This window comes from Klebsiella sp. V115_8, from assembly GCF_029967715.1.
Lineage (GTDB): Bacteria > Pseudomonadota > Gammaproteobacteria > Enterobacterales > Enterobacteriaceae > Klebsiella > Klebsiella quasipneumoniae.
Window position 1 is genome coordinate 53,966 of record NZ_JASCAR010000025.1, and the last position, 25,270, is coordinate 79,235.

At 58.1% G+C, this 25,270-nt stretch carries 21 protein-coding genes and 1 pseudogene; 10 read left to right on the forward strand and 12 right to left on the reverse strand.

Annotation, left to right across the window (positions count from 1 at the left end; translation table 11 throughout):
- Positions 1–93: 93 nt before the first annotated feature.
- Together QLG03_RS09860 and bglK are read right to left on the reverse strand one after the other, a co-directional pair.
- Positions 94–1,524, reverse strand: coding sequence for a 6-phospho-beta-glucosidase (locus tag QLG03_RS09860; RefSeq protein ID WP_023290622.1), 1,431 nt, complete (start codon positions 1,522–1,524; stop codon positions 94–96).
- Positions 1,525–1,533: 9 nt separating this feature from the next.
- On the reverse strand, positions 1,534–2,427 hold the full coding sequence (gene bglK / locus QLG03_RS09865; protein WP_023290623.1) for a beta-glucoside kinase BglK: 894 nt from the start codon (positions 2,425–2,427) through the stop codon (positions 1,534–1,536).
- Between the two features lie 263 nt (positions 2,428–2,690).
- Here bglK and purM point away from each other — a divergent pair, with 263 nt between their 5' ends.
- The 4 genes from purM (at position 2,691) to ppx (ending at position 8,141) form a co-directional block, all read left to right on the forward strand.
- Positions 2,691–3,728, forward strand: a complete 1,038-nt coding sequence (gene purM / locus QLG03_RS09870; RefSeq protein ID WP_004201922.1) for a phosphoribosylformylglycinamidine cyclo-ligase — start codon at positions 2,691–2,693, stop codon at positions 3,726–3,728.
- Positions 3,725–4,366: a phosphoribosylglycinamide formyltransferase gene (gene purN, locus QLG03_RS09875; protein WP_255988943.1), complete on the forward strand. Its 642-nt coding sequence runs from the start codon at positions 3,725–3,727 to the stop codon at positions 4,364–4,366. The genes purM and purN overlap by 4 nt, the downstream gene beginning before the upstream one ends.
- A gap of 178 nt (positions 4,367–4,544) precedes the next feature.
- Positions 4,545–6,605: a polyphosphate kinase 1 gene (ppk1, locus tag QLG03_RS09880; RefSeq protein WP_002913838.1), complete on the forward strand. Its 2,061-nt coding sequence runs from the start codon at positions 4,545–4,547 to the stop codon at positions 6,603–6,605.
- Between the two features lie 3 nt (positions 6,606–6,608).
- On the forward strand, positions 6,609–8,141 hold the full coding sequence (gene ppx / locus QLG03_RS09885; RefSeq protein ID WP_004201914.1) for an exopolyphosphatase: 1,533 nt from the start codon (positions 6,609–6,611) through the stop codon (positions 8,139–8,141).
- A gap of 54 nt (positions 8,142–8,195) precedes the next feature.
- Here the strand turns inward: ppx and QLG03_RS09890 are convergent, their stop codons facing one another.
- Positions 8,196–10,424, reverse strand: a complete 2,229-nt coding sequence (locus QLG03_RS09890; RefSeq protein WP_032453707.1) for an EAL domain-containing protein — start codon at positions 10,422–10,424, stop codon at positions 8,196–8,198.
- A 370-nt stretch (positions 10,425–10,794) separates the two neighbouring features.
- Here QLG03_RS09890 and QLG03_RS09895 point away from each other — a divergent pair, with 370 nt between their 5' ends.
- Complete coding sequence (locus tag QLG03_RS09895) at positions 10,795–10,968, forward strand: YfgG family protein (protein ID WP_017900441.1); 174 nt, start codon at positions 10,795–10,797, stop codon at positions 10,966–10,968.
- 97 nt (positions 10,969–11,065) lie between these two features.
- Here QLG03_RS09895 and QLG03_RS09900 read toward each other — a convergent pair.
- Positions 11,066–11,978, reverse strand: a pseudogene (locus QLG03_RS09900) (LysR family transcriptional regulator).
- Between the two features lie 73 nt (positions 11,979–12,051).
- Between QLG03_RS09900 and QLG03_RS09905 the strand changes: the two are divergent.
- On the forward strand, positions 12,052–13,233 hold the full coding sequence (locus tag QLG03_RS09905; protein WP_044524332.1) for an MFS transporter: 1,182 nt from the start codon (positions 12,052–12,054) through the stop codon (positions 13,231–13,233).
- On the opposite strand, the gene QLG03_RS09910 is transcribed toward QLG03_RS09905, so the two are convergent.
- Complete coding sequence (locus tag QLG03_RS09910) at positions 13,230–13,955, reverse strand: SDR family oxidoreductase (protein ID WP_255988940.1); 726 nt, start codon at positions 13,953–13,955, stop codon at positions 13,230–13,232. The genes QLG03_RS09905 and QLG03_RS09910 overlap by 4 nt on opposite strands.
- Positions 13,956–14,175: 220 nt before the next feature.
- Between QLG03_RS09910 and QLG03_RS09915 the strand changes: the two genes are divergently transcribed.
- The 3 genes from QLG03_RS09915 to QLG03_RS09925 are packed head-to-tail and all read left to right on the forward strand — an operon-like array spanning position 14,176 to position 15,686.
- Complete coding sequence (locus QLG03_RS09915; RefSeq protein WP_032453709.1) at positions 14,176–14,637, forward strand: DUF6130 family protein; 462 nt, start codon at positions 14,176–14,178, stop codon at positions 14,635–14,637.
- A 35-nt stretch (positions 14,638–14,672) separates the two neighbouring features.
- Entirely contained in the window at positions 14,673–14,927 is a 255-nt protein-coding gene (locus tag QLG03_RS09920; RefSeq protein WP_044524334.1) for a YdgH/BhsA/McbA-like domain containing protein, read from the forward strand.
- Positions 14,928–14,936: 9 nt separating this feature from the next.
- Positions 14,937–15,686: an alpha/beta hydrolase gene (locus tag QLG03_RS09925; protein WP_032453711.1), complete on the forward strand. Its 750-nt coding sequence runs from the start codon at positions 14,937–14,939 to the stop codon at positions 15,684–15,686.
- A 61-nt stretch (positions 15,687–15,747) separates the two neighbouring features.
- Here QLG03_RS09925 and guaA read toward each other — a convergent pair whose 3' ends face one another.
- Positions 15,748–17,325, reverse strand: coding sequence for a glutamine-hydrolyzing GMP synthase (gene guaA / locus QLG03_RS09930; RefSeq protein WP_008803811.1), 1,578 nt, complete (start codon positions 17,323–17,325; stop codon positions 15,748–15,750).
- Between the two features lie 67 nt (positions 17,326–17,392).
- Entirely contained in the window at positions 17,393–18,859 is a 1,467-nt protein-coding gene (guaB, locus tag QLG03_RS09935) for an IMP dehydrogenase (protein WP_004151980.1), read from the reverse strand.
- A gap of 158 nt (positions 18,860–19,017) precedes the next feature.
- On the opposite strand from guaB, the gene xseA reads away from it, so the two are divergent.
- Complete coding sequence (xseA, locus tag QLG03_RS09940; RefSeq protein ID WP_255988937.1) at positions 19,018–20,409, forward strand: exodeoxyribonuclease VII large subunit; 1,392 nt, start codon at positions 19,018–19,020, stop codon at positions 20,407–20,409.
- Here the strand turns inward: xseA and QLG03_RS09945 are convergent.
- The 5 genes from QLG03_RS09945 to QLG03_RS09965 all read right to left on the reverse strand — a co-directional run bounded on the left by QLG03_RS09945 (position 20,393) and on the right by QLG03_RS09965 (position 25,260).
- The gene (locus QLG03_RS09945) at positions 20,393–20,611 is read right to left on the reverse strand and encodes a zinc ribbon domain-containing protein (protein WP_004201901.1); all 219 of its coding nucleotides are present in this window, start codon (positions 20,609–20,611) and stop codon (positions 20,393–20,395) included. The genes xseA and QLG03_RS09945 overlap by 17 nt on opposite strands.
- 49 nt (positions 20,612–20,660) lie before the next feature.
- The gene (locus tag QLG03_RS09950) at positions 20,661–21,740 is read right to left on the reverse strand and encodes a Gfo/Idh/MocA family oxidoreductase (RefSeq protein ID WP_255988935.1); all 1,080 of its coding nucleotides are present in this window, start codon (positions 21,738–21,740) and stop codon (positions 20,661–20,663) included.
- A 118-nt stretch (positions 21,741–21,858) separates the two neighbouring features.
- Positions 21,859–23,337 (reverse strand): ribosome biogenesis GTPase Der, encoded by a 1,479-nt coding sequence (der, locus tag QLG03_RS09955; protein ID WP_004144309.1) that lies wholly within the window; start codon positions 23,335–23,337, stop codon positions 21,859–21,861.
- A gap of 113 nt (positions 23,338–23,450) precedes the next feature.
- Entirely contained in the window at positions 23,451–24,629 is a 1,179-nt protein-coding gene (bamB, locus tag QLG03_RS09960; protein ID WP_023290632.1) for an outer membrane protein assembly factor BamB, read from the reverse strand.
- Between the two features lie 10 nt (positions 24,630–24,639).
- Positions 24,640–25,260 (reverse strand): YfgM family protein, encoded by a 621-nt coding sequence (locus QLG03_RS09965; RefSeq protein WP_023290633.1) that lies wholly within the window; start codon positions 25,258–25,260, stop codon positions 24,640–24,642.
- Positions 25,261–25,270 lie beyond the last annotated feature (10 nt).

Here is a 25,270-nt window from a genome sequence, read left to right on the forward strand (position 1 = left end):
CTCCGGTTTTAGCGCGGGGTTCTGCCGGGCGGCGCTAACGCTTACCCGGACTGGAAACCACGCAGGCTCGATAAGCGCAGCGCCATCGGGAAATTATAGCTGCTCCCCGTTGCTGGCAATCACCTTCTTATACCAGTCGAACGACTTCTTCTTACTGCGGTCCAGCGTGCCGTTGCCTTCATTATCTTTATCCACGTAGATAAAGCCGTAGCGTTTTTTCATCTCCCCCGTGCCGGCGGAAACCAGATCGATACAGCCCCACGGGGTATAGCCCATCAGGTCAACACCATCTTCGACCACCGCCTTTTTCATCTCCGCGATATGGGCGGAGAGATAATCGATACGGTACTGGTCATCCACGCTGCCGTCCGCTTCACGAACATCGATCGCGCCAAAACCGTTTTCGACAATAAACAGCGGTAGCTGATAGTGATCCCAGAACCAGTTCAGCGAATAGCGCAGGCCGACCGGATCTATCTGCCAGCCCCAGTCCGACTTTTTCACGTACGGGTTGGAGACCAGGCTGGTGGTTTCATCATAATCGAGCAAAGGGTTGTCTTCGGTGGCTTTGGTGGCGAAGGACATATAGTAGCTAAAGCCGATGTAGTCGACACAGCCTTCGGTTAACGCCTGACGATCGGCTTCGGTCATGTCCAGGCTAAAGCCGCGGCGGGCAAAATAGTTGAGCAGATGCTGCGGATAGCGGCCGCGCACGTGGACGTCGGTGAACCAGTACCGGCGGTGCATGGCGTTCATCGCCATCATCATATCGTCCGGCGCGCAGGTCAGCGGATAGATGGGACACATGGCGATCATGCAGCCTATCTGCAGAGCAGGGTTGATCTCGCGCGCCGCTTTCACCGCCAGGGCGCTGGCCACCAGCTCATAATGTGCGGCCTGGTACATCACCGGTTCCCGATCTTCACCCGGCACATACTTCAGACCGGAGTTGGTGAAGGGGGCAAAGTCCTCATGGTAGTTGGCCTGGTTGTTGATCTCGTTGAAGGTCATCCAGTACTTCACTTTATGCTGGTAGCGGGTGAAGACGACCCTGGCGAAGCGCACGAAAAAGTCGATCAGCTTGCGGTTACGCCAGCCGCCGTACTCGGTGACCAGGTGATAGGGCATTTCAAAATGCGACAGCGTAATGACCGGTTCAATACCGTGTTTCAGACATTCGTCGAACAGATCGTCATAAAACTGCAGGCCAGCCTCGTTCGGCTCCTGTTCATCGCCCTGCGGGAAAATACGCGTCCAGGCAATCGAGGTGCGGAAACATTTAAAGCCCATTTCGGCAAACAGCGCCAGGTCCTGCGGGTAGCGATGATAAAAATCGATCGCCTCATGGTTCGGGTAGTTTTTCCCCGCTACCACGCCATCGGTGATTTCCCGCGGCACCCCGTGGGCGCCGGCGGTCATGACATCCGCCACGCTGACCCCCTTGCCCCCCTCCTGCCAGCCGCCCTCTAACTGATGCGCCGCCACCGCGCCGCCCCACAGAAAACCTTCTTTAAATCCGGACATAATCTCTCCCTAAGGTCGATCGTCGCCAGGCGAACGATAGTGCTGATTGAAATGGTAAACCGCGCCAATCAGGCCGGCATCATTGCCGTGACTGACGGTATCGAGATAGTCGGCAATGCCGAACCAGGCCAGATGCTGGCGCAGCAGCGTCAGAAATCCAGGGCGTTCCACAATGCCGCCGCCGATAAAAATAGTCTGCGGATCGAAGATATTGACGAGGTTATAAAGGCCATGGCCCAGGCCATTGAAGAACTCGGCGACCAGACGCTGGCAAACCGGGTCGCCGGCGTCGTAGCGGTCAAAAATCATTTCGCCAGTGACGCTATCCAGCGGCGCGCCAATATGTTCCGCATAGCGATGGCGAAGCACCCGCAGGGTGCAGTTTTCATTCATCGAGTAGCGACGGGGATCGCGTCCGCCAGGACGATCGGTAAGCATATAGCCGAACTCACCGGCGCGAAAACGCGCCCCGTGGATCAACTGATGTTGGCAAAAAATCGCTCCACCGATGCCAGTGCCGATAGTGAGCACCAGAAAATTGGCCATTTCCGCCGCTTTGCCCTGCCAGCGCTCAGCCAGCAGCACACAGTTGGCGTCGTTTTCCACCGAGACCGGCAGCCCGGTTCGCGTCTCGAGCCACGATTTCATGGCGAAGTTGTCAAATCGACGGATAGCGCCGCCCATGGTGATAAAGCCGCTGTGCGGATCGACATAGCCCGGCGCGCTGATGGCTATACCTTCGCACGACGGGTGGGCCGCCAGCCACGACAGGATGGTCTGTAAGATATGATCGCCATCGCTGTCATTGATTGACTGCTTCGCGGTTTCCAGCAGCCTGCCGTCGCGGGTCATGACGCCCATCTTTAGCGCGGTGCCGCCGATATCAAATGCCGCAATCTTCATTCATCCCTCCCCTGTCGAGCATAATGCACCGGTGATCCACACGGCGGCCAACCACAGAAACCGGTTTCAGTCATATGATGAGGATTCCCTGGCACTGAAGCAAGCACAAGGCTGTACCCGGTTTCATTTTCGTGAGCAGTATCAAATTTGACCATCCGCCAACGGTTTTACGCCGACTGTAAAGCAGGCTCGCAAACGTTTGCTTTCCCTGTTAGAATTGCGCCGATTTTTCTTGCTTACCGCAAACGCGTGGAGACTTCGCAGTGACCGACAAAACCTCTCTCAGCTATAAAGATGCCGGCGTGGATATTGATGCAGGCAACGCTCTCGTCGACCGTATTAAGGGCGTGGTGAAGAAAACCCGTCGCCCGGAAGTGATGGGTGGACTGGGCGGATTCGGCGCGCTGTGCGCACTGCCGCAGAAATACCGCGAGCCGGTACTGGTCTCCGGCACCGACGGCGTCGGTACCAAGCTGCGTCTGGCAATGGATCTGAAGCGTCACGACACCATCGGCATCGACCTGGTCGCCATGTGCGTGAACGACCTGGTGGTTCAGGGCGCTGAGCCGCTGTTTTTCCTTGATTATTACGCCACCGGTAAACTGGACGTCGATACCGCAGCCAGCGTCATCAACGGCATCGCCGAAGGCTGCCTGCAGTCCGGTTGCGCGCTGGTGGGCGGTGAGACCGCAGAGATGCCGGGGATGTACCACGGCGAAGATTACGACGTAGCGGGTTTTTGCGTCGGGGTGGTGGAAAAATCAGAAATCATCGACGGCAGCAAAGTCGCTGACGGCGACGTGCTGGTGGCGCTGGCCTCCAGCGGCCCGCACTCTAACGGCTATTCGCTGGTGCGTAAGATTATTGAAGTTAGCGGCGTTGACCCGCAGACCACCGACCTTGACGGCAAACCGCTGGCCGACCATCTGCTGGCGCCGACCCGCATCTATGTGAAATCGGTTCTCGACCTGATTGCCAGCGTTGACGTCCACGCCATCGCCCATCTGACCGGCGGCGGCTTCTGGGAAAATATTCCGCGCGTGCTGCCGGACAACACCCAGGCGGTGATTGATGAGTCTTCCTGGCAGTGGCCGTCCGTCTTCAACTGGCTGCAAACCGCCGGTAACGTCAGCCAGCATGAGATGTACCGTACCTTTAACTGCGGCGTGGGGATGGTTATCGCCCTGCCGGCTGCAGAAGCAGACAAGGCCATTGCCCTGCTGAACGAGAAAGGTGAAAACGCGTGGAAAATCGGGTATATCAAAGCCTCCGATTCCGAACAGCGTGTGGTCATTGCATGAAAAACATTGTGGTGCTGATTTCCGGTAGCGGCAGTAATTTGCAGGCGATCATCGACGCCTGCGGCCGGAAACAGATAAACGGCACCCTGCGTGCGGTATTCAGTAACAAGGCCGATGCGTTCGGCCTTGAGCGCGCGCACGCGGCCGGGATCCCGGCCCACGCGCTGGCGCAAAGTCAGTTTGCCGACCGGGAAGCGTTCGATCGTCAGCTGATGCATGAAATTGACGCCTACGCCCCGGATCTGGTGGTGCTGGCGGGCTATATGCGTATCCTGAGCCCCGCCTTCGTCAGCCACTATCAGGGACGTCTGCTGAACATCCACCCTTCGTTACTGCCGAAGTATCCTGGCCTGCATACCCATCGCCAGGTGCTGGAAAACGGTGACGAGGAGCATGGGACCTCGGTGCACTTCGTCACCGACGAGCTGGACGGCGGTCCGGTTATCCTGCAGGCCAAAGTGCCGGTCTTTGCTGGCGACAGCGAGGAAGAGGTCACGGCGCGGGTTCAGACCCAGGAACATGCCATTTATCCGCTGGTGATAAGCTGGTTCGTCGAGGGACGTCTGCGCATGGAGGGCAACCACGCCTGGCTGGATGAACGACAGCTTCCCCCCCAGGGCTATGCCGCTGAAGAATGAACAACAGCCCCGCCTTTCGCCATCGCGGGGCTTTTTTTAATTAAAATTGTTTATTAATCAAACATCTCACAGAAATAATTCTTCTTACTGTCATATAGTTGTGACACAGTAAATCGCTATGCAGAAAAATTCGTCATAATAGTCTACGTCCTGTGAGTAAAACGGAGTGTGAGCGGTAATGGGCCAGGAAAAGCTATACATCGAAAAAGAACTCAGCTGGTTGTCTTTTAACGAGCGCGTGCTGCAGGAAGCGGCGGACAAGAGTAACCCACTGATTGAGCGCATGCGCTTCTTAGGGATCTACTCCAACAACCTTGATGAGTTTTACAAAGTGCGCTTCGCTGAGCTTAAGCGCCGGATTATTATCAGTGAAGAACAAGGCAGTACCGCCCATTCTCGCCACCTGTTAGGTAAAATCCAGGCCCGCGTGCTGAAGGCCGATCAGGAATTCGATAGTCTGTATAACGAACTGCTGCTGGAGATGGCGCGCAACCAGATCTTCCTGATCAATGAGCGTCAGCTGTCCGTCAATCAGCAGGCCTGGCTGCGCAACTACTTTAAACAGTATTTGCGCCAGCATATCTCGCCGATCCTGATTAACCGCGAAACGGACCTCGTGCAGTTTCTGAAAGATGATTACACCTATCTGGCGGTGGAGATTATCCGCGGGGAAAACATCAACTATGCCCTGCTGGAAATTCCGTCGGATAAGGTCCCGCGCTTCGTAAACCTGCCGCCGGAAGCGCCTCGTCGCCGTAAGCCAATGATCCTGCTGGATAACATTCTGCGATATTGCCTGGACGACATCTTTAAAGGCTTCTTTGATTACGATGCGCTGAACGCCTACTCGATGAAAATGACCCGTGACGCCGAGTACGATCTGGTGCATGAGATGGAGTCGAGCCTGATGGAGCTGATGTCCTCCAGCCTGAAACAGCGCCTGACCGCCGAGCCGGTTCGCTTCGTCTACCAGCGCGATATGCCGGACGCGATGGTCGAAATGCTGCGCGATAAGCTCTCCATCTCCAACTATGACTCAATGCTGCCGGGCGGCCGCTATCACAACTTTAAAGACTTTATCGGCTTCCCGAACGTGGGTAAGGCCAATCTGGTCAATAAACCCATGCCGCGCCTGCGTCATCTGTGGTTTGATAAATTCCGCAACGGCTTCGACGCCATTCGCGAACGCGATGTGCTGCTCTACTACCCCTATCATACTTTTGAGCATGTGCTGGAGCTGCTTCGCCAGGCCTCGTTCGACCCCAGCGTACTGGCGATCAAAATCAACATCTACCGCGTGGCCAAGGATTCGCGCATCATCGACGCGATGATCCACGCCGCCCACAACGGTAAAAAAGTCACCGTGGTGGTGGAGCTGCAGGCGCGTTTTGACGAAGAGGCCAACATTCACTGGGCGAAACGCCTGACGGAAGCGGGCGTTCACGTGATCTTCTCCGCGCCGGGCCTGAAGATCCACGCTAAGCTGTTCCTTATCTCGCGTAAAGAAGGCGATGAGGTGGTGCGCTACGCCCACATCGGCACCGGTAACTTCAACGAGAAGACCGCGCGGATCTATACCGACTATTCGCTGTTAACCGCCGATGCACGCATTACCAATGAAGTCCGCCGGGTGTTTAACTTTATTGAAAACCCCTACCGCCCGGTCAGCTTCGATTACCTGCTGGTGTCGCCGCAGAACTCGCGTCGTCTGCTGTATGAGATGATCGACCGCGAGATCGCTAATGCGCAGAACGGGCAACCGTCCGGTATTACCCTGAAGCTGAACAACCTGGTGGACAAAGGGCTGGTGGACAGACTGTATGCCGCCTCCAGCTCCGGTGTGCCGGTCAACCTGTTGATCCGCGGCATGTGCTCGCTGATCCCCGGTCTGGAAGGCATCAGCGAAAATATTCGCGTCATCAGCATTGTGGACCGTTTCCTCGAGCACGACCGGGTCTACTGTTTTGAAAACGGTGGCGATAAGCAGGTCTGGCTCTCCTCTGCCGACTGGATGACGCGTAATATCGATTATCGTATCGAAGTTGCCGCCCCGCTGCTCGACCCGCGCCTGAAACAGCGGGTGCTGGATATTTTTGATATCCTGTTCAACGATACGGTAAAAGCGCGCTATCTTGATAAAGAACTGAGTAATCGCTATGTGCCGCGCGGCAATCGCCGTAAAGTGCGCGCTCAGATGGCGATTTACGATTATCTCAAATCACTCGAACAACCCGACTAACCTATGCCAATAAACGAAAAAACCCCTCGACCGCAGGAGTTCGCTGCGGTTGACCTTGGTTCGAACAGTTTTCATATGGTGATCGCCCGTGTCGTTGACGGCGCCATGCAGATCATCGGACGCCTGAAACAGCGCGTACATCTGGCCGATGGCCTCGATGAAAACTCGGTGTTGAGCGAAGAAGCCATGACCCGCGGGCTGAACTGCCTGTCGCTGTTTGCCGAACGCCTGCAGGGATTTTCTCCCTCCAGCGTCTGCATCGTCGGGACGCATACGCTGCGTCAGGCGACCAATGCGGCGGAGTTTCTTAAACGCGCGGAAAAAGTGATCCCCTACCCGATCGAGATCATCTCCGGTAATGAAGAAGCGCGCCTGATATTTATGGGCGTGGAGCACACGCAGCCGGAGCGCGGCCGTAAGCTGGTGATTGATATCGGCGGCGGTTCGACCGAGCTGGTCATCGGTGAAGATTTTGAGCCCCGCCTGGTGGAAAGCCGCCGCATGGGGTGCGTGAGTTTCTCCCAAGCCTACTTCCCGGGCGGGACGATCAATAAGGAAAATTTCCAGCGCGCTCGCCTGGCGGCGGTGCAAAAGCTGGAAACCCTGGCCTGGCAGTTCCGTATTCAGGGCTGGACCGTGGCGCTGGGCGCCTCCGGCACCATTAAAGCCGCCCAGGAAGTGCTGGTGGCTATGGGCGAGAAGGACGGGTTTATTACGCCGGAACGCCTCGAAATGCTGGTCAGTGAGCTGCTGAAGCATAAAAACTTCGACGCGCTCAGCCTGCCCGGCCTCTCGGAAGACCGTAAAGCGGTCTTTGCCCCGGGGCTGGCGATCCTGTGCGGCGTGTTTGACGCGTTAGCCATTAAAGAGCTTCGTCTGTCTGATGGCGCGCTGCGTGAAGGCGTGCTGTACGAAATGGAAGGCCGTTTCCGCCACCAGGATATTCGTAGCCGCACGGCGCAGAGTCTGGCGAATCAGTACAACATCGATCGCGAACAGGCGCGCCGGGTGCTGGAAACCACCACCCTTATGCTGGAGCAGTGGCAGGAGCAGAATCCGAAGCTGGCCAATCCACACCTCGCGGCGCTGTTGAAGTGGGCGGTGATGCTCCATGAGGTGGGCCTGAATATTAACCACAGCGGCATGCACCGCCACTCGGCCTACATTCTGCAGAACAGCGACCTGCCGGGCTTCAACCAGGAGCAGCAGATGCTGATGGCCACGCTGGTGCGCTATCATCGCAAAGCGATAAAACTCGACGACCTGCCGCGCTTTACGCTGTTCAGGAAAAAGCAGTTTCTGCCGCTGATCCAGCTGCTGCGCCTCGGCGTGCTGCTGAATAACCAGCGTCAGGCCACCACCACGCCGCCGACGCTACGGCTGCAGACGGAAGCTCACCACTGGACGCTGACCTTCCCGCACAACTGGTTTAGCCAGAATGCGCTGGTGCTGCTGGATCTGGAAAAAGAGCAGCAGTACTGGGAAGGTGTGCCGGAGTGGCTGCTGAAGATTGCGGAAGAAGAGCCAGACGCCTGATCGCCTCTGTGGATAGCATACGAGCCGGGCCATCGCGCCCGGCTTTTTACCGCTTCAGGCGCTCATCCCCTCCGCCAGCTGCGCCAGAGGTACCGGAACGCCAATATCATAGCCCTGCATATAATCTATCCCCAGCGCGATAACCGCCTGGCGTATCTCCGGCGACTCGACATATTCGGCCACCACCTGCATGTTCTTCATCCGCGCCAGACGACAGATAGAGTCCACCACCTGGTAATCAAGACTGCTGGCGAGCAGATTGCGAATAAAGCTGCCGTCGATTTTAAGAATATCGACGTTCATCGTTTTTAACCGCGCATAGCTGGCGTAGCCGGTACCAAAATCATCGATCGCTACCCGGCAGCCCAGCGCCCGCAGACGCTCTAAAGTCTGGCAAACCAGCTCGGGGTTGCTGAGCGCATAGTTTTCGGTCAGCTCGAAGATAATCTGCCATGGCTCAATGTTATAGGCCTGCAGCAGGTTTTCGACCTCCTCGGGAAACTGACTGCGGCTCAGCGAGACCGGAGAGAGGTTGATCGCCAGCCGCAGACCGGGCAGCGCCCGCCGGTTGGCATCCATAAAGGCCAGGGTGTGCTCAATGACCCACTGATCCACGCGCGTGGACAGCCCAAACTCGTGCGCCACCGGCAGGAACTCGTTTGGCCCCGTCAGCTCCCCCGACTCCCCTTTCATCCTCAACAACACTTCATGGTAGTTGTCGCCGCGAATGCCCTGGATAGGCTGCGCCATCAGGACAAAATGGTCTTGCTCCAGCGCCTTGAGGATGCGGTTCATCATCACCACTTTGTCTTTCAGATCCTGCTGGACATGCCCGGCGCCGCGGCGCTGCAAATTCTCCGGATGGCCGCTGGCCAGCGACATGTCGGCAATCGTGTTCAGCTCGCCAAGCAGCAAATACAGATGCTTCACCGGCGAGCGGACGTTACAATAGCTCATGCCGATCCTCGGCTGCAGGGGAACCCCGTCCCAGTGAAAACGGAACTGTCGCAGGGAGCGCTCAATTAAGTGAATGCGCGCCTGGTGCCCTTCGCTGTTGAGACGAAACACTAAATCGTGACCGGCAAGATGATATACCGCTTCGTTCGGCTGCAGCAGCGCACGCAGGTGATTCGCCAGCATTTGCTTATATTGAATGCGCAACAGCACCCCATAGTGGCGGCCCAGCAGCTCAAGCTCAGGAATACGCAAAAAACAGAGCGTCGACCAGCTCGCGCCGTTCAGCGCCCGGCTCAGCGCCCGCAGATTCGGCATATGTACCACCGGGTCGAGGAAGGCCATCTGTCGGACGCGGGCGTAGATCAGCCGCTGCTGTGTCGCCAGCATCGCCGTATAGGCGACAATAAACGAGAACACCAGATAGCTTGACGAGGTGATCGCCAGCTGAGTGTTATAACTTGGATAAATGGGTAAATAACGGTAATGAAAATGGATCACGGCGATCAGTACCGGCGTCCAGATCAGCGAGATAAAGCGATAGCCAAAACGCATCGCCCCCCACAGCATCACCGGCATCAGTAAGGATAATGTATAATTTGTACTGAATATAGTGCTGCTATCATTAAGCGGCATCAATAATAGCCCCAGCAGCAGGATTAATATCGCCACCCAGCTGATGATTTCAATTTTTTTTATTTTTGGATCAATTTGTAAGCGAACCTGAGAAATAAATCCGCGTAAATAAAAAGGATTACGAATTACCCGCAGCAGTAAATAACATAAGGGCACGCCGGTCAGGCACCCTACCATCAGCGCCTGAAAGGTGATTAACGACCGTAAACTAAACGGCGAGACGCCGGTCATCTCCGTTGTGCGCGGATGCAGCCCCAGAAACTCGGCGATCTGCGACAGAATCAGAAAAATGACCGAAGGGAGCAGCATTTGCCAGAACAAACGATGCGGCATCAGTCTGACGTTACCGTGGGATACCTGCTGACGTTGAGGAACAAAGATGCGGTATCCGCCCCAGCAGAGTACGCAGGGGATCAGAAAATGGAACAGTACGCCAAAGGCCTGTTCCGGCGTCATACCCCGGGCCAGCGTAAGCAGCAGGCCAACGATAATACCGGGGATCGCCGCCCAGCCGAAAAACATCATCAGGCTGAGCACCAGCGCCAGGGGAAGATAATAAAGATAAACCATGTGACCATTCAGCACGGTATATGTATTCATCCCTCTGGCAAGGGGTAATAACAGCACAGGCAGGAGAAGCGGTAAGGCCCACCATTTGTCGCGATATTGTTGATAGTATTTTAATAAATTCATAGGTGCTCTACAGAGAGCCTCTGCTCCTGCGAGGCATATTCAGGCAGGCATCCAACCACCCCATGCTGACCGCATAAGTAATAACGATACGGTAACGTCCGCTGATTTTAGTGGCCAAGAGAATGAGGCTGTTGATATAAATCAACAAATGCTGACACCAACATTAATAAAACTTATTTTTTCACCATTCCCTGGCTAATAAAGTGAGCATGTAAATACGCCGATTATCTTATATAACATTAATTAATGTTTTCACTGCCGCACTTTTACATCTGCATCAATTGACCCCACCTCGTTCCTGTGCCTTAATACCCCCATCGCCCATCTTCGGGTATACTTCAAGGAACCTTTTGTGAGTCAGGCACCCAGTATGCGTAAACGACATCGATTTAACCGTCGCATGACCCGTATCGTACTGCTTATCAGCTTTCTCTTCTTCTTTGGACGCTTTGTCTACTCCTCCATTGGCGCCTGGTACCATCACCAGGATAAAAAAGCGTCGCAGGAGTCAACGCTCACCGTCGAGCCTTCCGCCCGCGAGTAACCCGTTGAGCCCGATGCCGGGTGCGCCCCCAACCGCTGTCAGAGACGCCCGTTTTCGAGACTCTATCCCTGACGAGGCATATGTTGCTGCTGGCGATTTATAAGCGCACGGCCTGTAGCAGACGCAGCATTTCCGCCATTCCTTTGGTAATCACTTTATCCTGACGCATGACAACCGCCAGCTGACGGTACAGCGACGGGGCCAGAGAATGCACCGTTAAGCCACAGCGATCCTCCGCCTGCTCCACCGCCATGCGGGGCACAATACTGTAGCCCAGCCCGGCCCGCACCATGCGTTTGATCGCCTCGATGCTTCCCAGCTGCATCACCGGCGTGACCGCCAGGCCCGCCGAACGGAACCAGCGGTCAATCAGATCCCGCGTGCCGCTGCCCGCCTCGAAGGCAATGAGCGGCAGCGCCTGCAGCGCTTCAGGGGTGCACACCGCCGGGATCCCCGCCTCGTGGCTGGGATGAATGACCACGAACTCCTCGTCAACCACTGCGGTCACTGCCAGACTGCGCCCCTGCACGGGCGGGGTAACCAGTCCAAGATCGAGCCGGTTTTCCTCCACCGCCCGGACGATATCCAGCGTGTTGCCGGTGGTTACCCCCACCGTCAGCAGCGGGTGCTGCTGACGAAGATGCTGCAGAAGCGGCGGAAGAAGATGAATGCAGGCCGTCGCGCCGGTCCCCAGCGTCAACGAGCCATTAACTTCCTGGCTAAATGCGCTGACCGACTGCACCGCGCTATTCACCGCCCGATCGATCTGCTCGCTGTGGGCCAGTAGCGCCATTCCCGCCGCCGTCGCCTTGATCCCACGCCCGGTGCGCTCCAGCAGCCGAGTCTGTAAAAATTGCTCCAGCTGACGCACCTGCAGGCTAACGGCAGGCTGGGAGATCCCCAGCGCGTCGGCGGCGGCGGAGAAGCTGCCGCGCTGTACGACCAGCCGGAAGGTCGCCAGGTTTCCCAGGTTCAGTGTTGTCATGCAAAGTTTCTCTTATACCGCGCATAAGGTGGCCGCTCTGCCAGAACAATAGCCTGCCGGGTATGCTCAGGACAACTGTCTTAACGGAATGAAAAACCATGGAAACACCGGCTATTCCCCGACGCCTCGCCTTCACGGCGGGCGCTCAGCAACTGATCAACTGGGGTATCTCTTTTTATATGCCCGGCACCTTTGCCGGGGCGATGTCGGCAGATACCGGCTGGTCATCCCCACAAATCTACTCAGGCCTGACGCTCGCCATGCTGGTGATGGCCACCCTCTCGCCGTTTGTCGCCCGGCTGCTGTCGCGTGCTGGCGGGCAACGCGTGGTGATGGCAGGCTCCCTGCTGCTCGCCGTCGGTTGTCTGCTTATGGCTGACGCACACTCGCTTGTCGCCTGGTACAGCGCCTGGCTGTTGACCGGCATCGGCATGCGTTTGTCGCTGTATGACGCGCTGTTTGCCGCGCTGGTTAATCTCTACGGCAAGCAGGCGCGACGGACGATCTCCCGCATAACCCTGACGGGTGGGCTGGCCTCGGTGGTGTTCTGGCCGCTGGGGGAGGCTCTGCTCGCGGCCATGAGCTGGCGGGAAGCACTGCTGATCTATGCCCTGTTCGGCTTGCTAAGCGCCGCGTTAACCCTGTCGCTACCCAATAAAACAGGCTTTATCGTCAATAAACCCGCCGCCCCTGCCGCGGTACGGGATCGGCGAAACGGCTGGCTGTACGCCGCGTTTATCGCGCTGATCACCTTTGTCTCTAATGGCACTTCCACCCATCTGCCGGAATTTATCATAAGCGTCGGTCTGCCGGTTGCCGTCGGCATGTTATGGGGCGTTGGACAGACTGGTGCACGGTTTCTGGAGGTGGTGGCCGGGGCGGGGCTCACCCCGCTTCGCCTGACGCTGCTTACCGCGCTGGCTATGCCGGTGTGCTTTATGCTCGGCCTGAGTAGCTCGCTTTTTCTCTGGTCAGCCGCCGGTTTTGTGCTGGGCTACGGGGCGATTAACGGGCTGGTGACCATCGTCAAAGCCACGCTGCCGCTGCAGTTGTTTGCCCCTGAAGCGTACGCCAGACGCACCGGGGTGCTGCTGATCCCGGCCCAGCTGATGGCGGCGGCCTCCCCGCTGGCCTATGCGTGGCTGAACCGGGCTTTAGGGACGATCGGGGCGATGTGGCTGTCGTGGGGGTTAACGCTGCTGATTGCCGTACTGGCGGTGGCTATCGTCAAGGGGCAGGCATCGCACCAGGCTGAGGGTATCCCTGCCCTTAGCGACTAGAGCACAAAGCCGCCGTCGATGGTCAGGCTTGTACCCGTCATGTAGCCGGACGATTCACCGGCAAGCCAGGCCGCCAGCGAGGCGATTTCGTCCGGTTCGCCCATACGCTGCAAGGGAATGCGCCCGACGATCTGCTCCGCCATTCCGGCAGTCATATCGGTGGCGATGGGCCCCGGCTGGATGTTGTTAATCGTGATGCGCCGTGGCGCCAGATCCAGCGCAAGGTTCTGCACCATTGAGGCGGCAGCCGCTTTACTCATGGCATACACGCTACTGCCCACATGGCCGGTACGCACCGCGGTATTACTGCCGATGGTGATCACACGCCCCCCTTCCGCCATCGGCTTAACCGCCGCCTGAATGGCAAGGAAGACACCACGCACGTTGACGGCCAGGGTGGTATCCAGATCGTCCAGCGAATAGGCCTCAAGGGTACCGAGACGCAGCACGCCCGCATTTACCACCGCGACATCCAGCCTGCCGTAGTGCCGTAATGTCTTATCCACCGCGGCCTGGATAGCCCTGGGGTCTGCGCTGTCGGCTTCAATGGCTATCGCCTGACCGCCCCGTTGCTCAATCGTTGAGACCAGCGCCTGCGCCCGATCCGGGCGTGATACCCAGGTGATGGCAACCCGATAGCCCTCGTGCGCCAGTCGCGCCGCAATGGCCGCCCCGATACCGCGCGCGCCGCCGAAAATCAACGCTACCTTTTCGTGATTCATGATGGTCATTCTCCTGTTTGCTGTAGCACCCACCCGGGTGCCTCTGCAGACACCATGCCAGCAGATACAGCCCTTCGCATGCGCGGAATGTATCGCACTGTATCCACGCCGCCCTGCTTACGCAGCCATACAAAAAAGCCGCCCACAGCAAACAGACCCGATACATAAAAATGGTTTTATGAGGCTGTCGCCATTGATGACCCGATGAGGAGATACCCCGATGATACGTCCACATTTACTCTTCACGCTGTTCGCGCTGACATCAGGCTGCGCCTGGGCTGCACCGCTTAGCGGACTCAGCGCCGCGGATGTTAACGGCCCCGCCGCCGTTGCACCACCCGAACAGCCCCAGCCACCGGCAACACTGATTGTGGATCCGCCGCTGGCGGGCCCGCTGAGTAAAGGTGCGGTCTTTATTCAATACCGCGCCGAGAACATGCGTATTGAACCGGTGTTCGGGCCCGAGGCGCTGAAAGTGGCGCCGCGCATCGGCCATATCCACGTCATCGTGGATGACAACCCCTGGCACTGGGCCGACGCCAGCGGCGAGCCGGTTATTCTGGTGGGCCTGCCTGCCGGTCATCACAAGGTGACCCTTATTCTCGCCGATCCAACCCATAAACCTGTTGATCGCAAGACCGTCGAATTCATCGTACCGCCGCATGCTGCGGTTATGCACTGAACGCCACCAGTCACTTATTTTTGAGGATCTTAACCATGAAAGCATTACTGATTGCTGTTCTGACCTTCTCCGCCGCAATGGCGTCTTCCGCTTTCGCTGCCCGGGAAATTAACCAGCCTCAGGGGCTGCAAAAAATTGGCACCGTTTCCGACAGCAGCGGCGCAACGTCGCTGGCGGATCTGGAGGCGAAACTGCAGGCCAAAGCCGTTAAAGCGGGCGCCGGTGCGTTTCGCATTACCTCCGCCGGGGGGAACAACACCCTGTCGGGCACCGCAGATATTTACCGTTGAGGCGTCACCATGAAAAAACAGTCTCTTCATACCTTCGCGGTGGGCCTGCTGCTGGCCGCCGCCAGCGGTACCGCACTGGCGAGTAGCAATAAAACCGTGGTGCTGGTGCACGGCGCTTTTGCCGACGGCAGCAGCTGGAACCAGGTGATCGACAGACTGCAACGCCAGCATACCGAGGTCATTGCCGTTCAGCTGCCGCTCAACTCGCTGAAAGAGGATGTCGCCGCAACCCAGCGCGCCATCGCCCGGGCCCACGGGGATGTGGTGCTGGTAGGCCACTCCTGGGGCGGGACGGTGATCAGCGAGGCGGGTAACGCTGCGCGGGTCAAATCGCTGGTTTACGTGGCGGCGTTTGCCCCGGACTCGGGCCAGTCGACTGCGGATCTGGCGGGGAGCTACCCTGCCCCACCGGGCAGCGCAGGTATTGCTAAAACCGCAGAGGGTTTTCTCTGGTTACCTGAAAAATCGGTACGCCAGGACTTTGCGCCAGATATTAAGGCTGCTGAGCAAAACAGGCTGATCGCCACCCAGGGCCCGATCCGCGCGGAGGCCTTTACCGAAAAGGTCACGCATGCGGCCTGGCATGATAAGCCGAGCTGGTATGTGGTCAGCAAGAATGACCGGATGATCAATCCGGATCTGGAGCGTTCGATGGCGAAGGCGATTGATGCGAAAACCACTGAGGTGGCGGCAAGCCATGTGTCGATGGTGAGCCAACCGGAGGAGATTGCCCGGGTGATTGAGCAAGCGGTGAAATGAGACAGGCAATAAAAAGCCCGCAGGATGCGGGCTTAAATCAAAAACGATTAACGGGCGGGCGTTATTCCCACTCGATCGTTGCTGGCGGCTTACCGCTGATGTCATACACCACGCGGGAGATACCGTTCACTTCATTGATAATGCGGTTAGAGACGCGGCCGAGGAAATCATACGGCAGGTGCGCCCAGTGCGCGGTCATGAAGTCGATGGTTTCCACCGCACGCAGGGAAACCACCCAGTCGTATTTACGGCCATCGCCCATCACACCGACGGAGCGAACCGGCAGGAACACGGTGAACGCCTGGCTCACTTTGTTGTACAGGTCAGCTTTGTGCAGCTCTTCGATGAAGATAGCGTCGGCGCGACGCAGCAGGTCGCAGTACTCTTTCTTCACTTCGCCCAGCACGCGCACGCCGAGGCCCGGACCCGGGAACGGATGACGGTAGAGCATATCGTACGGCAGACCCAGCTCCAGACCGATCTTACGCACTTCGTCTTTGAACAGCTCGCGCAGCGGCTCAACCAGCCCCATCTTCATCTCTTTCGGCAGGCCGCCCACGTTGTGGTGAGATTTGATGACGTGCGCTTTACCGGTAGCGGAAGCGGCAGATTCGATAACGTCAGGGTAGATGGTGCCCTGCGCCAGCCATTTGACGTCGTCCAGCTTCAGCGCTTCTTCGTCGAACACTTCCACGAAGACGCGGCCGATAATCTTACGTTTCGCTTCCGGATCGTTCTCGCCTTTCAGCGCGTCGAGGAAACGCTGCTCGCCTTCGACGTGAACAATGTTCAGGCCAAAGTGGTCGCCGAACATGTCCATCACCTGCTGGGCTTCGTTCAGACGCAGGAGACCGTTATCCACGAATACGCAGGTCAGGTTTTTGCCGATGGCGCGGTGCAGCAGCATCGCGGTCACCGAAGAGTCCACGCCGCCGGAGAGGCCGAGGATCACTTTGTCATCGCCAACCTGCTGGCGGATACGCTCAACGGCGTCGTCGATGATTTTCGCCGGGGTCCACAGGGCTTCGCACTGGCAGATGTCGCGCACAAAGCGCTCCAGCATACGCATCCCCTGACGGGTATGGGTCACTTCCGGGTGGAACTGCACGCCGTAGAAGCGTTTTTCTTCGTTGGCCATAATGGCGAACGGGCAGTTGTCGGTGCTGGCGACGGTGACGAAGTCAGACGGGATGGCGGTGACTTTGTCGCCGTGGCTCATCCACACGTCCAGCAACGGTTTGCCGTCCGCGGTCAGAGAGTCTTCGATACCGCGCACCAGCGCGCTGTCGTTAACTACTTCAACCTGCGCGTAGCCAAACTCACGCTCGTTAGAGCCTTCTACATGGCCGCCCAACTGCATCGCCATGGTCTGCATACCGTAGCAGACGCCAAATACCGGCACGCCGGCTTCGAACACATACTGCGGCGCGCGCGGGCTGTTCTCTTCGGTGGTGCTTTCCGGGCCGCCGGAAAGAATGATGCCGCTTGGATTAAATTCGCGGATCTGCGCTTCCGTGACATCCCATGCCCACAGCTCACAGTAGACGCCCAGCTCACGCACGCGACGCGCCACCAGCTGAGTATACTGTGACCCGAAGTCGAGAATGAGAATGCGATGTTTATGAATGTTTTCCGTCATTGACGCTAATTCCGAGGCAAGTGAAACAGAGTAAATAAATCGCCCGACGCAAGGTCGGGCGAAGAAATCAGGAGCCCAGACGGTAGTTCGGGGACTCTTTGGTGATGGTCACGTCGTGAACGTGGCTTTCCTGAATGCCCGCACCGCTGATGCGTACGAATTCAGCTTTGGTACGCAGCAGGTCAATGGTACCACAGCCGGTCAGACCCATACAGGAGCGCAGGCCGCCCATCTGCTGGTGAATGATCTCTTTCAGGCGGCCTTTATAGGCCACGCGGCCTTCGATACCTTCCGGCACCAGTTTGTCAGCGGCGTTATCGCTCTGGAAGTAGCGGTCAGAAGAGCCTTTCGACATCGCGCCGAGGGAGCCCATCCCGCGATAGGATTTGTAAGAGCGCCCCTGGTAGAGTTCGATTTCGCCCGGGGATTCTTCGGTACCGGCCAGCATGGAGCCGACCATCACTGCCGCCGCACCGGCCGCGATCGCTTTAGCGATGTCGCCGGAGAAACGGATACCGCCGTCGGCGATAACCGGAATACCGGTGCCTTCCAGCGCTTCCACCGCGTCGGAAACCGCGGTGATCTGCGGCACGCCTACGCCGGTCACGATACGGGTAGTACAGATGGAGCCCGGGCCGATGCCCACTTTCACCGCGCTGCAGCCGGCTTCCGCCAGCGCGCGCGCGCCTGCGCCAGTGGCGACGTTGCCGCCGATGATTTGCAGGTCCGGGTATTTCGCGCGCGTTTCACGAATACGTTGCAGAACGCCTTCGGAGTGGCCGTGAGAGGAGTCGATCAGCAGGACGTCAACGCCCGCAGCCACCAGCGCGTCAACGCGCTCTTCGTTGCCCGCGCCGGCGCCGACCGCAGCGCCTACTCGCAGACGGCCCTGCTCATCTTTACAGGCATTCGGTTTACGTTCCGCTTTCTGGAAGTCTTTTACGGTGATCATCCCGCGCAGGTGGAAGCTCTCATCCACAACCAGCGCCTTCTCAACGCGTTTTTCGTGCATCTTCGCAAAGACCACTTCACGGCTTTCGCCTTCACGAACGGTAACCAGACGCTCTTTCGGGGTCATGTAGACGCTGACCGGCTGGTTCAGATCGGTGACGAAACGCACGTCGCGGCCAGTGATGATGCCGACCAGCTCGTTCTCTTCGGTAACCACCGGGTAGCCGGCGAAGCCGTTACGCTCGGTCAGCTCTTTCACTTCACGCAGGGTGGTGGTCGGCAGAACGGTCTGCGGGTCGGTGACCACGCCGGACTCATGTTTCTTCACGCGGCGAACTTCTTCCGCCTGGCGCTCGATGGACATGTTTTTGTGAATAAAGCCGATGCCGCCTTCCTGTGCCAGGGCAATAGCCAGACGCGCTTCCGTTACGGTATCCATGGCTGCGGAGAGCATAGGAATATTCAGACGAATGGTTTTCGTCAGCTGAGTGCTGAGATCGGCTGTATTCGGCAGAACGGTAGAATGAGCGGGAACGAGGAGGACGTCGTCAAACGTCAGGGCTTCTTTAGCGATACGTAGCATGGGCAATATCTCGACCAGGGTGGATAAATATTGCCGTGGCATTATACAGAGCGTAACCGATTGCATCTACCCTTTTTTGCAAATAATACTTGCCATCCCCTCTGAGCGCGTTACTATCGACTGAATAACCTGCTGATTTAAAGTTTGATCTTGCTCACATGTTACCCTCTCAATCCCCCGCAATTTTTACCGTTAGCCGCCTCAATCAGACGGTGCGTCTGCTGCTTGAGCGCGAAATGGGCCAGGTCTGGATCAGCGGCGAGATCTCTAACTTCAGCCAGCCTTCTTCCGGCCACTGGTACTTCACCTTAAAAGACGATAACGCCCAGGTGCGCTGCGCGATGTTCCGCAACAGCAACCGCCGGGTCACGTTTCGCCCACAGCATGGACAGCAGGTGCTGGTTCGCGCCAACATCACCCTATATGAGCCGCGCGGCGACTACCAGATTATCGTCGAAAGCATGCAGCCCGCCGGCGAAGGGTTGCTGCAGCAGAAGTATGAGCAACTGAAAGCGCAGTTAACCGCGGAAGGGCTGTTCGATCAAAAACATAAGCAGGTGCTCCCCTCCCCCGCCCGCTGCGTCGGGGTCATCACCTCGAAAACCGGCGCCGCGCTGCACGATATTCTTCATGTCCTCAGACGCCGCGACCCCGGGCTGCCGGTGATCGTCTACCCGACCGCGGTCCAGGGTGACGATGCCCCCGGGCAGATTGTGCGCGCCATCGCGCTGGCGAACGCGCGTCAGGAGTGTGACGTGCTGATTGTCGGACGCGGCGGCGGTTCGCTGGAGGATCTGTGGAGTTTTAACGATGAGCGGGTGGCGCGCGCTATTTTCGCCAGCCAGATCCCTATCGTCAACGCCGTCGGTCATGAAACCGACGTCACTATCGCTGATTTTGTTGCCGACCTGCGAGCGCCGACCCCTTCTGCCGCCGCGGAGATCGTCAGCCGTAATCAGCAGGAGCTGCTGCGCCAGCTACAGGCCGGGCAGCAGCGGCTGGAGATGGCGATGGACTATTTCCTCGCCAGTCGCCAGCGCCGTTTTACCCAGTTGTTCCATCGTCTGCAGCAGCAGCACCCGCAGCTGCGGCTGGCCCGCCAGCAGACCGCACTGGAACGCCTGCGCCAGCGGATGCGCATCGCCGTGGAATCGCAGCTTAAACGCGCCGAGCAGCGGCAAAAGCGCACTGTTCAGCGCCTGAATCACTATAACCCGCAGCCGCGTATCCACCGGGCGCAATCGCGCGTCCAGCAGCTGGAATACCGGCTGGCGGAAACGATGCGTAGCCGCCTCAGCGAGCGGCGTGAACGGTTTGGGCACGCGGTGACCCATCTGGAGGCGGTGAGTCCCTTAGCCACCCTGGCGCGCGGCTATAGCGTCACTTCGGTGAGCGACGGCACGGTGTTGAAGCAGACAAAACAGGTCAAAACCGGCGATCTGCTCACCACCCGCCTGAAAGACGGCTGGGTCGAAAGTGAAGTGAGGCAGATTGCGCCGGTGAAAAAAACGCGGGCCAGAAAGCCATCGCCGCCTAAACCAGCGGAATAAACTCCACCCGTTTTTTCGAGATCAGGCCGTGCCCGTGCTGGCAAAAGTAATCCACCGCGCCGCACGCCTTCAGCACCTCCAGCGGCTGGTGGCATTCCGGGCAGCGCGCCTCAAGGGCAAATACCCTTTCGCACTGAGCGCAATGCGCGCTGCTGCCTTTGACATCTAACGGCGCGTGGCACAGAGGGCAATCAAGTTCCATAACCATTCCTTTCAACGTTTATCTGCACCTATTTTATCATGTTCCGGGTTTAATGAGGGCCGCGTAATTGCTGCTGCAACCTGAGCAGCCATTCCACTTCCTCAAGCCGACGCCGCGTCAGCCCGGCCACGCTTTCGGGCGTCCGGGTAAACACATTCTCCGCGCCAAGGATCTGCTCATCGAGACAGTGCGCATAGATCGCTCCGGGCCGGGTCCAGCGCTGGATCCGCTCGCCGTCCTGTAGCGTCGCCACCTCGCCATCAGGGGCGCGATCGAGGGCAAGCAGTCGCCCGTCCCGCAGCCCTATCCGCATTCCCTTTTGCCCGCCCGCGGGACCGGCATATTTGTTAAGCCAGATATTCAGCGGGATATCGCCCAGGCGTCCCTGCAGATGCGCCTCTCCCTCGGCAGTGACCGTATCCCCATGAGCAATATCTCGGCCGAGACGGTCTTTCGCCGCCCGAACGGCGAGGTCCAGCGTCACATAGCCCCCGCAGTCGAGCAGCGTTTCCCGCAGCATCGCCAGGACATGGGTACCGATATCGAGGATCACGCCGTCAGGATGACGCAGCCGCCGGCTATCCAGCTCGCCGGTGGCAAAGTTAAGCGCGACCGGTTCTCCGGCAGCGTTAAAGCCGCTTGGCTCCTGCAAATAGCCTTCTATCCAGGCGATATCCTGCGCTGAAAGGTGCGGCGGCGGCAGGCCGCTACCCTCCTCTTCCGCCTGCCACGGCGGAGCAAGAGCGTTCAGGGCTAACCCACGCGCCATCCAGTGGTCGAGGGCCAGCACCCGACCGGCCTCCCCCGCCGGTGCCAGCAGCGCCCGCAGCCGCGCGGCCTGCTCAAGGTTGGCCACTATCGGTTTCTCCACCACGATGCGGGGAATGGCGCTGGCTAACGCCCTCTCCAGCACGGGCAGGTGCTGGAGGGATGACGTGGTGATGAAGAGCGTATCCAGGGGTTTGGCCAGCAACGCCGACAGCGAACTGCAGCGCTGGATCCCCGGCAGCGCTCTGCTGCTGTCCAGGTCATAGCCCTGGCAGCTGTCAATACGGTATCCGAGGCGACGCAGCGCGGGTAAATAGGCGGTTTCCACCACCGCGCCGAGGCCGATAAATCCAATTTGCATGTTTAGTCCACCCCTGAGCCGATCTGTTCCCGGCGAAGTATCGCGGGATTATGGCGGATGGTTTTGACATTTACCGGCATGGCGGCCACAAAAAAACCCGCCGAAGCGGGTTTAATGATTATTTGCTTTTCTTGATGTGCTTGATCAGGCGCTTACGTTTTCGCATCTGGTTCGGCGTCAGGGTGTTGCGCTTGTTGGCGAACGGGTTTTCCCCTTCCTTGAACTGGATACGGATTGGCGTACCCATCACGTCCAGGGATTTACGGAAATAGTTCATCAGATAGCGCTTGTAGGAATCCGGCAGATCCTTCACCTGGTTACCGTGGATCACCACGATAGGCGGGTTGTAGCCCCCGGCGTGGGCATATTTCAGCTTCACACGACGGCCGCGAACCAGCGGTGGCTGATGATCTTCCGCCGCCATGTTCATGATCCGGGTGAGCATCGCGGTGCTTACGCGGCGGGTTGCGCTATCGTAGGCTTCACGTACCGATTCAAACAGGTTGCCGACGCCGCTGCCGTGCAGGGCGGAGATGAAGTGCACCCGGGCAAAGTCGATAAAGCCCAGACGATAGTCGAGGGTCTCTTTCACCTGCTCCTTCACTTCCTGGCTCAGGCCGTCCCATTTGTTGACGACGATCACCAGGGAGCGGCCGCTGTTGAGGATAAAGCCCAGCAGCGACAGATCCTGATCGGAGATGCCTTCGCGGGCATCAATCACCAGCAGCACGACGTTGGCGTCTTCAATCGCCTGCAGCGTCTTGATGACCGAGAATTTCTCCACCACGTCAGTAATTTTACCGCGCTTGCGCACCCCGGCGGTATCGATGAGCACGTATTCGCGCTCGTCACGCTGCATCGGGATGTAAATGCTGTCGCGGGTGGTGCCCGGCATATCATAGACCACCACGCGATCTTCGCCGAGGATGCGGTTGGTGAGCGTCGATTTACCGACGTTAGGACGTCCGACAATCGCCAGCTTGATCGGCAGATCCTGCGGATTGAAATCGTCTTCCGGTTCTTCTTCCGCTTCACCGTTCTGCTCAGCTTCGAATTTTGCCCAGTATTCGGCGTCTTCATCCACTTCTTCCTGAGGATTAACCTCATCGACCCATGGCAGCAGGGCCTGCTCAAGCAGGCTGGTCACGCCGCGGCCGTGCGAAGCGGCAATAGGATAGATATCGCCCAGGCCGAGCGACCAGAAGTCCGCCATCGCCTGGTCGACGTCGATGCCGTCGGTTTTGTTAGCCACCAGGAAGGTGGGCTTTTCACGAGAGCGCAGGTGTTTAGCGATCGCGATGTCCGCCGGCATCAGGCCCGCGCGCGCATCGACCATAAACAGCACCACATCGGCCTCTTCGATTGCCAGCAGCGACTGCTCCGCCATCCGGGTTTCCACGCCCTCTTCCGTACCATCAATACCACCGGTATCGATACAGATGAATTCGCGGCCTTCGACTTCGGCCCGACCGTACTTACGGTCACGAGTCAGCCCCGGGAAATCCGCAACCAGCGCATCACGAGTGCGCGTCAGGCGGTTAAAGAGCGTGGATTTTCCAACGTTAGGGCGCCCGACAAGCGCGACCACAGGTATCATGTTAAATGCCTCATACAATCACTAAGCAACATCGTCATAACGACGTTTTTAAAAAAGTCAAAACGGCCCCTGTCTGCCAGGGGCCGTTTCTTAATCACTCACGACAGCGGTAATTAACGCGTAATCGCGTACAGCGTACCGTCTTTCGCCTGGATCAGCAGTCGACCATCGGCCACAACCGGGTCGGTCAGGAAACCGGAGCTGTCCACTTTCTGCTGCGCCACAAAATGGCCATCTTCCGGGTTCACCCAGTGCATATAGCCTTCGCTATCGCCGACCACCAGATTGCCATTATACAACACCGGCGCGGTCAGCAAACGGTGCAGCAGATCGCTTTGTGTCCACAGGGTCACGCCGCCATCGGTAGTCAGCGCCAGCAGGCGGTCATTCTGGTCAACCAGATAGATACGGTTGCCATCGACGATGAAATCATTCACCGAACCCAGCTCGCGTTTCCACATAATCTGGCCGCTGCGCAGATCCAGCGCGGTCAGGTTACCGTTGTAAGCCAGCGCATAGACAACGCCGTTGACGATAATCGGCGTGGTGTCGACGTCGCTCAGACGGTCGATTTCCGTCGGCCCGGTGGCCGTGGAAATACGCTGCTGCCAAATCATCTGCCCCTGCTGCATCAATACCGCGCTGACGCGGCCATTGTCGCCGCCCACGATCGCCGCGCCGTAGGCGGTGGCCGGAGCGGATTCGCCGCGCAGGGAGAGCGCAGGCATATCCAGGTTAACCGTCCACTTCACGGCGCCATCGGTCTCATTCAGCGCCTGCAGCTGGCCGTTACTGGTGTGGACCAGCACCATGCCATCGCTCACCACCGGGCGCGACAGCGCTTCGCCGGCGACGCGGGTTTGCCAGGCAACGGTACCATCGCTGGTATTCAGCGCATACAGCTGCGCTTTCTCACTGCCGATATAAACATGGCCGCCCGAGACGGTCACACCGCCGGAAAGCAGCGCCGGGGTGCGCGAGAACCAGCCATCTTTCTCCGCCAGATTCACCGACCACACCTCTTTGCCGTCGTCAGCGCTCAGCGCTTTGACGGTGCCTTTACGGTCAGCGGCATAGACCACGCCGTCGGCGAAGGCCGGATGAAGGTTAGAGTAAAATTCGCCGATACCATCGCCAACCGAGGTGCTCCAGGACGTGGACGGCGTAAACTGGTTTTCTACCGTCGGCAGCGGTGACATTTTCACCACATCTTCTTCGCTATTAAACAGCGAACACCCGCTCAGCAAGGTAACGGAAAGCAGCCCTGGCAAAAGTAATTTACGCAATTGCATCGAGTCCCTCTCAGATGGACAAATTATTCATTTTCATACGCATCATTTCGCTGAGCGCAGGAGAAGCATCGCTTTTCACGCCAGCTTCCCACGCCGCACGGGCCCCTTGCTTATCGCCTTTGCTCAACAGAATTTCGCCGCGCAAATCAGCCACAATCGCGGTCCAACCTTCGCCTTTAATGCTGTCGAGGGTTTTCAGCGCCGCATCAGCCTGCTTCATCTGCAGCTGAACGCGGGCAAGACGCATACTGATAACCGATTTCAGGTTATCATCAGACGCGGCCGCCAGCCCCTGCTGAAGCTGCTTTTCGGCGTTCGGCAGATCGTTCTGTTCAACAAAATGCTGTGCCAGCTCGAGAGAGGCGAAGGCGCCGTAGGTATTTTTATTGTCAGCCGCGAACTTCTCCGCCCCTGACAGCACGTCTGGCGTATTTGATTTCAGCGCGGAAGTCGCCTTTTCGTAAGCCAGCGACGCGTCTCTGGCGGTATCCTGCTGATGGGAGGTCCAGTAGCGCCAGCCAACCAGCGCGCCAATCCCTAAAATCACCCCGACCGCCAGCGCTTTGCCGTTTTCGGCAAAGAAGCGCTTCAGCGCATCGACCTGATCGTTCTCGTTGTTAAAAGTTTCCACGCAGTCCTTC

Bases quoted from the DNA above. Each gene is read 5' to 3' on its own strand.
- QLG03_RS09860 (WP_023290622.1), bottom strand. From the start codon at position 1,524: ATGTCCGGATTTAAAGAAGGTTTTCTGTGGGGCGGCGCGGTGGCGGCG.
- bglK (WP_023290623.1), bottom strand. From the start codon at position 2,427: ATGAAGATTGCGGCATTTGATATCGGCGGCACCGCGCTAAAGATGGGC.
- purN (WP_255988943.1), top strand. From the start codon at position 3,725: ATGAAAAACATTGTGGTGCTGATTTCCGGTAGCGGCAGTAATTTGCAG.
- ppk1 (WP_002913838.1), top strand. From the start codon at position 4,545: ATGGGCCAGGAAAAGCTATACATCGAAAAAGAACTCAGCTGGTTGTCT.
- ppx (WP_004201914.1), top strand. From the start codon at position 6,609: ATGCCAATAAACGAAAAAACCCCTCGACCGCAGGAGTTCGCTGCGGTT.
- QLG03_RS09890 (WP_032453707.1), bottom strand. From the start codon at position 10,424: ATGAATTTATTAAAATACTATCAACAATATCGCGACAAATGGTGGGCC.
- QLG03_RS09895 (WP_017900441.1), top strand. From the start codon at position 10,795: ATGCGTAAACGACATCGATTTAACCGTCGCATGACCCGTATCGTACTG.
- QLG03_RS09905 (WP_044524332.1), top strand. From the start codon at position 12,052: ATGGAAACACCGGCTATTCCCCGACGCCTCGCCTTCACGGCGGGCGCT.
- QLG03_RS09910 (WP_255988940.1), bottom strand. From the start codon at position 13,955: ATGAATCACGAAAAGGTAGCGTTGATTTTCGGCGGCGCGCGCGGTATC.
- QLG03_RS09915 (WP_032453709.1), top strand. From the start codon at position 14,176: ATGATACGTCCACATTTACTCTTCACGCTGTTCGCGCTGACATCAGGC.
- QLG03_RS09920 (WP_044524334.1), top strand. From the start codon at position 14,673: ATGAAAGCATTACTGATTGCTGTTCTGACCTTCTCCGCCGCAATGGCG.
- QLG03_RS09925 (WP_032453711.1), top strand. From the start codon at position 14,937: ATGAAAAAACAGTCTCTTCATACCTTCGCGGTGGGCCTGCTGCTGGCC.
- guaA (WP_008803811.1), bottom strand. From the start codon at position 17,325: ATGACGGAAAACATTCATAAACATCGCATTCTCATTCTCGACTTCGGG.
- guaB (WP_004151980.1), bottom strand. From the start codon at position 18,859: ATGCTACGTATCGCTAAAGAAGCCCTGACGTTTGACGACGTCCTCCTC.
- xseA (WP_255988937.1), top strand. From the start codon at position 19,018: ATGTTACCCTCTCAATCCCCCGCAATTTTTACCGTTAGCCGCCTCAAT.
- QLG03_RS09945 (WP_004201901.1), bottom strand. From the start codon at position 20,611: ATGGAACTTGATTGCCCTCTGTGCCACGCGCCGTTAGATGTCAAAGGC.
- QLG03_RS09950 (WP_255988935.1), bottom strand. From the start codon at position 21,740: ATGCAAATTGGATTTATCGGCCTCGGCGCGGTGGTGGAAACCGCCTAT.
- der (WP_004144309.1), bottom strand. From the start codon at position 23,337: ATGATACCTGTGGTCGCGCTTGTCGGGCGCCCTAACGTTGGAAAATCC.
- bamB (WP_023290632.1), bottom strand. From the start codon at position 24,629: ATGCAATTGCGTAAATTACTTTTGCCAGGGCTGCTTTCCGTTACCTTG.